Below are 8,090 nucleotides of genomic sequence, written 5' to 3' on the forward strand. Positions count from 1 at the left end.
CGGGGTGCTGCGGCCGCTGCGGTGTTCAGGCCTCCATGTCGACGTGCTTCGTCTCCGGCGTGAGGAGGAGCGAGATCAGGGTGAGAATCGCGGCGCCCGTCAGGTAGAGGCCGACGAGCACGGGGCTGCCGCCCGCGAGCCCCCACAGCCACAGCGCGATGATGGGCGCGAGAGCCGCCCCCAGGATCGACGAGACGTTGTAGGCGACCGCCGAGCCCGTGTACCGCACATTCGTGGGGAACATCTCCGGTAGGAACGCGCCCATCGGGCCGAAGGTGAGGCCCATCAGCGAGAAGCCGAGCGCGAGGAAGAACAGCACGCGTGCGGTGTCGCCCGCGAGGAGCGGCACGAACAGGAAGCCGAAGGCCGCGATCGCGAGGGTCACCCAGATGAGCGTGCGGCGGCGGCCGAAGCGGTCGGCCAGCGGGCCCGAGACGAGCGTGAAGATGCCAAAGAACACGACGCCGAACACGAGCATCAGGATGAAGTCGTTGTAGGCGTAGCCGAGGCCGGGCACGTAGCTCGCCGCGTCGAACTCGGTGCCCGCCTCGGAGGCGGCCCGCTCGGCGGCCTCGAGCCCCGGGCGGGTGCCGAACGTCAGCGTGAACGACGTCATCAGGTAGAAGAACACGTAGGTGGCGAGCATCGCGAAGGTGCCGAGCACGAGGCCGCGCCAGTGGTCGCGGAACGCCACAGCGAGCGGCATCCGGGTCACCTGGCCGCGCTCCTTGGTGCGCTCGAACGCGCTCGACTCGACGAGCTTCAGCCGCACCCAGAGGCCCACGATCACCATCACGGCCGAGAACAGGAACGGGATCCGCCAGCCCCAGGTGAGGAACGCCTCCGACGCGATGCCGGGCTCCGCGGGATCGGCGAGTGCGACGTTGATCACGAAGAACAGCAGGTTCGCGATGATGAAGCCGAGCGGGGCGCCGAGCTGGGGGAACGTGCCGTACCAGGCGCGCTTCCCCGCGGGGGCGTTCTCGGTGGCGACGAGGGCCGCGCCCGACCACTCGCCGCCGATCGCGAAGCCCTGCGCGAGTCGCATGAGGAGCAGGAGCACCGCGGCCCACGCGCCGATCTGCGAGTAGGTGGGGAGCACGCCGATGAGGAACGTGGCGATCCCCATCGTGAGGAGCGACGCGACCAGGGTGGTCTTGCGGCCGAGTCGATCGCCCAGATGCCCGAAGAACACGGCGCCGATGGGGCGGGCGAGCATCGCCGCGCCGAACGTCGCGAACGAGGCGAGGAGCGCCGTGGTCTCGTTGCCGGTGGGGAAGAAGAGGTGCGGGAACACGAGCACGGCGGCCGTGGCGTAGACGTAGAAGTCGTAGAACTCGATCGTCGTGCCGATGAGGCTGGCGAGGATCACGCGTGACGGGGAATTACGGGGTGCTGCGACGGCCGTGCCGGCCGCGGATGAGGAACTCATGCGGGTCTTTCGGGTGGGACGAAGCGCCAGCCCCAAGACATCGGTGTGGTGTGAGTCGGCTTGCGCCAAGGAAACCGGGAGTCCTTTGTGGGAATCCGTAGCACCATGGTACGCCTCACTCGGGAACCGTGCGCGCGTGTGTCCGTGTGTGACCGCGCGCGGCCCGGAGCGGGACCGCTTGCGCGCCGCGGCTCCGCGGGATAGCGTGAGACCCAATCACTGAACACCTTGTTCAGTGAAACGAACAGCGGTGTTCAACATCGGTGCGGCGCACCGCTGGCCGCTCGGAGCCAGCAGAGGAGCGCCGTGACCGACGACCACCAGCTCGGCCAGCGCGTTGCCGGGTTCCGCGAGCTCCGCGGCATGAGCCTCCGCGCGCTCGCCGCAGCGGCCGGGGTGAGTTCCAGCTTCCTCAGCCAGCTCGAGAACGGGCGCACGAACGCCTCGGTCGCCTCGCTCCGCAAGATCGCCGCCGCGCTCGGGGTCTCGCCCGCGCAGCTCCTGGACGACACCGCCGCCCACACCCGCGGTGTGCTGCGCGCCGCCGACCGCCCCACGCTGCCGCTCGACGGAGCAGCGAAGCACGTCGTGGCGCTCCCCCCGCTGCGCAACCTGGAGGTGTACGCGGGGCGCTTCGCCCCGGGCGGCTCCACCGGCTCAGAGGCGTACGTGCACGGCAACTCGCAGGAGATCCTCATCGTCACGGACGGCGAGGCGGTGCTCGAACTGGGCGGCGAGCGCTACGTGATGCGCACCGATGACTCGATCGAGTTCCTCAGCTCGGTGCCGCACCGCGTGCTCAACGAGTCCGAGCACCCGGCCGCGGTGCTGTGGATCAACAGCCCGCCCACCCCCGACGATCCACCCCACTCCTCACAGAAAGAAGCATCATGATCAACGGCAACGTGTCCCACTGGTGGCAGCAGATCGGCGCACCCCGCACGCGGCCCGAGCTGCCGGGGAGCCTCAGCGCCGACGTCGCCATCGTCGGCGCGGGCTACACGGGCCTCTGGACCGCGTACTACCTGAAGCAGGCGCAGCCTGATCTGCGCATCGTGATCATCGAGCAGCGGCACGCAGGCTACGGCGCCTCCGGCCGCAACGGCGGCTGGCTCACCGCCGCCATCACGGGCGGACGCGAGCAGTACGTGAAGTCGCACGGGCGCGACGCCGCCGAGCGCTTCCAGCGCGCCATGAACGAGACCGTCGACGAGGTGATCCGCGTTGCCGCCGCCGAGGGCATCGACGCCGACATCACGAAGGGCGGCGAGTTCAACGTCGCCTACACGCCCGCGCAGGAATCCCGCATCCGCGCATTCGCCGCCGCCGAGCAGCAGTGGAAGCACACCGACCTGCAGCTCCTCGAAGCGCCCGAGGCGATGGCGAAGATCAACGTCGCGAACACGCGCGCGGCCGTGTGGCACCCGCACAGCGCGCGGATTCAACCCGCGAAGCTCGCCAGCGGCCTCGCCGACGCAGTGGAGCGCCTGGGCGTTGAGATCTACGAGCGCACTCGCGCAGTGGAGATCAGCCCGCACACGGTTCGCACCACGCACGGCACCGTGTCCGCACAGTACGTGGTGCGCGCCACGGAGGGGTTCACCGCCAACCTCACGGGCCTGCACCGCCTGTGGCTGCCCATGAACTCCTCCCTCATCGCCACCGAACCACTCTCGAAGGACGTGTGGGACGAGCTCAACTGGAGCCAGGGCGAGGTGCTCGGCGACTTCGCGCACGTCTACATGTACGCCCAGCGCACGGCCGACGACCGCATCGCGATCGGCGGCCGCGGCGTGCCCTACAAGTACGGTTCGAAGACCGACACGGACGGGCAGACCCCCGAGGTCACGGCGCAGACGCTCAGCGAGATCCTGCACCGCTTCTTCCCCGCGACGCGCGGCGCCGAGATCGATCACCTGTGGTCGGGCGTGCTGGGCGTGCCGCGCGACTGGGCCGCCACGGTCGGGCTCGACCGGAAGACCGGAATCGCGTGGGGTGGTGGCTACGTCGGCACCGGCGTGACCTCGACGAACCTCGCCGGTCGCACCATCACCGACCTGATCCTCGGCAACGACAGCGAGATCGCGAGCCTGCCCTGGGTGAACCACCGCGTGCGCAAGTGGGAGCCGGAGCCGCTCCGCTGGATCGCAACTAAGGGGCTGTACGCCGCGTACGGCGTTGCTGACCGCAGTGAGCTCGCTGGCCGCCAGAAGACCTCACCGATCGCGCACATCGCCGACGTCATCACGGGCCGCGGCTAGCCGATCCCGATCTGCCGGCCCGGCCGAGCTGGGCCGGCAACTATTTCCCATCAGTTTCAGGAGGACCACGAATGACCACGATCCCCACGCTTGCTGTGCACGGCACGGCCGGCGCCGAGCTCGGCCCACACGCGCCCAAACCGACCGCCACGACCCCGGGCCTCACCGAGGCCTCGCTCTCCGTGTGGACCGGGGGCTCGGACGACCGCATCGACACCGGGCTGTGGGAGTGCACGCCCGGCACGTTCACCGCCGAGCGCGTTGGCTACTCCGAGATCTGCACCGTCCTCTCCGGCCGCGTGACGATCGAGGTGGCGGGCGCCGAGCCCGAGGAGTTCGGCCCGGGCGACGTCATGGTGATGCCCTCGGGCTGGGTCGGCACGTGGCACGTGCACGAGCCCCTCCGCAAGCACTACACGACCATTCAGGACTAGACGATGAAGGAGCACGACATGGCACAGCTCGGAGGCGACCTTGCCCTCGTGGGAGCGCGCCTGCGCACGAACACGGGGGAGCACGCGGACGCGACCGCGCTGCTGATCCAGGCAGGACGCATCGCCCTGCTCGGGGACGACGACACCGTGCGCGCGGCCGCACAGGAGCGCGGGATCGCCGTGCGGGAGCTCGGGGGCGCCACGATCACGCCGGGCTTCTTCGACTCGCACACGCACCCGCACTGGGCTGCCGAGGTGACCGCGGGCATCGACCTCGGCGGACTCGAGACGATCGACGAGATCCGCGCCGCGATCGCGGCCGAGCACGCGCAGCTCCCCGAGGGGGCGTGGGTGCGCGGCTGGAACCTCGAGTACGAGCCGTTCGAGGAAACCGGCCTTCGCGGCGATCTGCTCGCCGACGCGGCCCCCGGCCGCCCCGTCGCGCTCATCTGCTACGACCTGCACACGGGCCTCGGTACGGCCCCGGCGCTCGCGGCCGCCGGCATCACGGGCGCGCGCGAGTTCGAGGACGCGAGCGAGATTGTGGTCGACGCCGACGGGACGCCCACGGGCGAACTGCGCGAGCCGACGGCCTACCAGATCCTGTTCGACGCGGCGCCGAAGCCGAGCCCCGAGGAGGAGCGCGAGGGGCTCCGCGACATGTTCCGCACGCTCGCCGCGGTGGGCCTCACGGGCGGCGCGATCATGGACGGCAAAGACCGCACCGTCGAGCTGCTCGGCGAGCTCGAGGAGCGCGGCGAGCTGGATCACCGGGTCACGGTGCACCACTGGCACGCGGTGAGCGACACCGACGCCGACGTGGCGCGCGTCATCGCCGGGAAGGCCCGCGCGGGCCGGCTGTGGCAGACGGGCGCGATCAAGCTGTTCAGCGACGGCGTCATCGACACCGGGACGGCCTGGCTGCACCGCGTCGACGCGTGCGGCGACGGCCGCGTGCCGTTCTGGCCGAGCTGGGAGCGCTACGGCGAAGTGGTGCGCGCCTACCATGATGCCGGCATGCTGATCGCGACGCACGCGGTCGGCGACTACGCCGTGAGCCAGGTGCTCGACGTCTACGCGACCCTGCCCGCGCGAGACGGTCTGCCGTTCCACTCGATCGAGCACCTGGAGGTGCTTTCCGACGCCGACGTCGAGCAGTTGCGCGGCTCGGGGGTCACGGCGTCGATGCAGCCGCTCCACATGCAGTGGCGCGCCGCGGACCACAGCGACAACTGGACGGTGCGCCTCGGCGAGGGCCGCGACGCGACCGGCTACCGGGTGCGCGACGTGCTGGACGCCGGCGTGGAACTGACCCTCGGCTCCGACTGGCCCGTCGCGCAGTACGATCCGCGCCTCGGCATGGCCTGGGCGCGCGGCCGGCACACGCCGGGCGACGCGCACGCGCACGTCTTCGAGCCCGAGCAGCAGCTCACTGGCGAGGAGGCCGTGCTCGCCTACACGCTGTGGCCCGCCCGGGCGCGCGGCCACGCGGACCGCGGGGTGCTCGCGGTGGGCGCGGTGGGCGATGTCACGGTGTGGGGCGCAGACCCCGTCACCGCGACGCCGGACGAGCTCCCGGAACTGCCGGTGCGCCTCACGGTCGTCGAGGGCCGGGTGGTCCACGAGGCGTAGTCGCCCGCCCGCAGTGCCCCCGAATCGCTGGGTGCGGGGGCGCTGCTACGGGCGGAGCGACTCCGCGACCCGGCGGGCCTCACGGAGGCCGCTCTCGATCGCGCCGTCGATGAACCCGCCCCAGAGGTTCGCGTTGTCGGTCGTCGCGAAGTGCACGGCGCCCGAGGGCTCCTGCAGCTCGGTGAGATCCCGCGTGAGCTGGCCCGGCCGATGCGTCATCCAGGTGTTCCGCGAGAGCGGATCGGTCATCCAGTCGTGCGCGGTCGCCGCCGTGATGCGGAGCCCCGGCCGAACGGCGTCCACCGCGGCCTGCAGGCTTGCGAGATCCTCCGGGTCGACCCTGGCGTGCTCGGGGCCGAATCCCACAAGCAGGGTGTAGTCGCCCTGCTCATCGCTCAGGGAGAACTCCGCTTTCAGCACCGACAGCGCATCGTGCTGCGTGCCGTACGCGAAGAAGCGAGGCATGTGGCCCTCGGCGCGCAGCCACACCTTCGTGCCCTGCGAGGCGACCGTCTCGGCCGCCTGCCGCTCCCAGACCTCGGGCAGTGCGGGGGAGAACGCGATGCCGCGGATCGCGTTCACGGGCAGGGTGCTCACGACGCGGCGCGCGCGGATCCGCGTGCCGTCCGCGGTCTCGACGACCGCACCGTCCGCGTCCTGCGCGACCGACACGACGGTCGTGCCGAGCCGGATCTCGCCCGGCACCTGGCGGGCGATCTCTGCGGTGAACTCGCGCATGCCCCCGACGACGCGGTACGTCGACGAGGCCTCGTGCATGAGCTGCCAGTGGCCACCGGTCGCGGCGACCCAGCGCAGCGCGCTCGACAGCCCCACCTGATCGAGCGGGGCGTTCACGTGCCCCACCCAGACGGACTCGTTGGCGGCGCGCGCCTCGGGGTCGAGCCCGAGCGCGTCGAAGCGGTCCTGGATGCTGAGCGCGTCGAGCTCCTGGATCGCGCCGACCGTCGGCTGATCGCCGCGGGGCATGGCCTCCCGCACGTCGTCGATGACGAGTTGCTGGCCCTCCTCGATGAGCGCCATGAACTCCTCGAGGGTGCCCTGCCTGGCCGAGCCGTCGGCGCCCCGCCAGTATGCCTCCTCGGCGCGCGGGCTCCGGATCATCTCCCGGCCGGTGCGGCTCATCTCGGCCCACACGTGCGGCTGCACCCAGTGCACCCAGTTCGCGCCGAGCTCGAGCTCGTGGCCGAGGCGGTGCTCGGTCCAGGTGCGGCCCCCGACGCGGTCCCGCGCCTCGAGCGTGAGCACCTCGAATCCCGAGCGGCCGAGCTCGCGCGCGGCGGTGAGGCCCGCGAACCCGGCCCCGATGACGACGACGTCAACCGACTGCATGTCTTCTCCTCTTCACGGCTTCGTTGCCCTGGTGGAGTCCCAGCGTATCGGCGCGGGCGGCCGTGCCGCAGCAGACGATCCCACCCCGTTCGCGGCGGCCCTCATACGAAGATACGACGGCCGCCGCGACTCGCGGCTGCGACTACAGCGCGGCGACCACGCGGCGGAGCAGCTCCGCGAGGCGGGGCGCCGCGGCGCGGCCGGCCTCGAGCACCTCCTCGTGGTTCAGCGGATCCTCGCCCATGCCTGCCGCGGGGTTCGTGATGAGCGACAGGCCGAGGATCTCCATGCCGGCCTCGCGCGCGGCGATCGCCTCGAGCGCCGTCGACATGCCCACGATCTGGCCGCCGATGGTGCGGAGGTAGTGGATCTCGGCGGGCGTCTCGTAGTGCGGCCCGGGGAGCTGCACGTACACGCCCTCCTGCAGGGCGGGCTCGACGCTGCGCGCGACGTCGCGGAGGCGCGAGGCGTAGAGGTCCGTGAGGTCGACGAAGTTTGCGCCCTCGATGGGGGAGGTCGCGGTGAGGTTCAGGTGGTCGCTGATCAGCACGGCCTCGCCAGCCTTGAATGCGGGGTCGACGCCGCCGGCGCCGTTCGTGAGCACCATGATCTTCGCGCCCGCCGCGGCCGCGGTGCGCACTCCGTGCACGGTCGCCCGCACGCCGCGCCCCTCGTAGAAGTGCGTGCGCGCGCCGATCACGAGCGCGTGCGCGCCGCTCGCGAGGCGGATCGAGCGCAGCGTGCCCGAGTGGCCGGCGACGCCGGAGGCGTGGAACCCGGGGATCTGCTCGGCGGGCACCTCGGCGACGGTCTCGCCGATCACGTCGGCGGCGCCGCCCCAGCCGCTCCCGAGGGTGAGCGCGATGTCGTGGCGCTCGACCCCTGTGAGGCGGGCGAGTTCGCGTGCGGCGTCTGCTGCGAGGGCGGTGGGATCCTGATCCTGGCTCATGGGATCCAGCCTACGCGGCTGGGAGGGGCGGC

At 71.6% G+C, this 8,090-nt stretch carries 7 protein-coding genes; 4 read left to right on the forward strand and 3 right to left on the reverse strand.

Going from position 1 to position 8,090, the window contains the following annotated elements; genetic code table 11:
• Positions 1 to 25: 25 nt before the first annotated feature.
• Positions 26 to 1,432, reverse strand: a complete 1,407-nt coding sequence (locus U874_RS0113810) for an MFS transporter (RefSeq protein ID WP_025135122.1) — start codon at positions 1,430 to 1,432, stop codon at positions 26 to 28.
• A gap of 306 nt (positions 1,433 to 1,738) precedes the next feature.
• Between U874_RS0113810 and U874_RS0113815 the strand changes: the two genes are divergently transcribed.
• The 4 genes from U874_RS0113815 (at position 1,739) to U874_RS0113830 (ending at position 5,759) form a co-directional block, all read left to right on the forward strand.
• Positions 1,739 to 2,326 (forward strand): cupin domain-containing protein, encoded by a 588-nt coding sequence (locus tag U874_RS0113815; protein WP_025135123.1) that lies wholly within the window; start codon positions 1,739 to 1,741, stop codon positions 2,324 to 2,326.
• Positions 2,323 to 3,693, forward strand: a complete 1,371-nt coding sequence (locus tag U874_RS0113820) for an FAD-binding oxidoreductase (protein WP_025135124.1) — start codon at positions 2,323 to 2,325, stop codon at positions 3,691 to 3,693. The genes U874_RS0113815 and U874_RS0113820 overlap by 4 nt, the downstream gene beginning before the upstream one ends.
• Positions 3,694 to 3,764: 71 nt before the next feature.
• Positions 3,765 to 4,127 (forward strand): cupin domain-containing protein, encoded by a 363-nt coding sequence (locus U874_RS0113825; RefSeq protein WP_025135125.1) that lies wholly within the window; start codon positions 3,765 to 3,767, stop codon positions 4,125 to 4,127.
• An 18-nt stretch (positions 4,128 to 4,145) separates the two neighbouring features.
• Positions 4,146 to 5,759, forward strand: a complete 1,614-nt coding sequence (locus U874_RS0113830; RefSeq protein WP_025135126.1) for an amidohydrolase — start codon at positions 4,146 to 4,148, stop codon at positions 5,757 to 5,759.
• A gap of 45 nt (positions 5,760 to 5,804) precedes the next feature.
• Here the strand turns inward: U874_RS0113830 and U874_RS0113835 are convergent, their stop codons facing one another.
• Both U874_RS0113835 and U874_RS0113840 read right to left on the reverse strand, forming a co-directional pair.
• Positions 5,805 to 7,109: an NAD(P)/FAD-dependent oxidoreductase gene (locus U874_RS0113835; protein WP_025135127.1), complete on the reverse strand. Its 1,305-nt coding sequence runs from the start codon at positions 7,107 to 7,109 to the stop codon at positions 5,805 to 5,807.
• A 142-nt stretch (positions 7,110 to 7,251) separates the two neighbouring features.
• Positions 7,252 to 8,058, reverse strand: coding sequence for a purine-nucleoside phosphorylase (locus U874_RS0113840; RefSeq protein ID WP_025135128.1), 807 nt, complete (start codon positions 8,056 to 8,058; stop codon positions 7,252 to 7,254).
• Positions 8,059 to 8,090 lie beyond the last annotated feature (32 nt).

It is taken from the genome of Leucobacter sp. PH1c (assembly GCF_000633415.1).
Lineage (GTDB): Bacteria > Actinomycetota > Actinomycetes > Actinomycetales > Microbacteriaceae > Leucobacter.

What these genes read in the sequence shown, in the direction of transcription:
- U874_RS0113810 (WP_025135122.1), bottom strand. Translation starts at nt 1,432, where the DNA reads ATGAGTTCCTCATCCGCGGCCGGCACGGCCGTCGCAGCACCCCGTAAT.
- U874_RS0113820 (WP_025135124.1), top strand. Translation starts at nt 2,323, where the DNA reads ATGATCAACGGCAACGTGTCCCACTGGTGGCAGCAGATCGGCGCACCC.
- U874_RS0113825 (WP_025135125.1), top strand. Translation starts at nt 3,765, where the DNA reads ATGACCACGATCCCCACGCTTGCTGTGCACGGCACGGCCGGCGCCGAG.
- U874_RS0113830 (WP_025135126.1), top strand. Translation starts at nt 4,146, where the DNA reads ATGGCACAGCTCGGAGGCGACCTTGCCCTCGTGGGAGCGCGCCTGCGC.
- U874_RS0113835 (WP_025135127.1), bottom strand. Translation starts at nt 7,109, where the DNA reads ATGCAGTCGGTTGACGTCGTCGTCATCGGGGCCGGGTTCGCGGGCCTC.
- U874_RS0113840 (WP_025135128.1), bottom strand. Translation starts at nt 8,058, where the DNA reads ATGAGCCAGGATCAGGATCCCACCGCCCTCGCAGCAGACGCCGCACGC.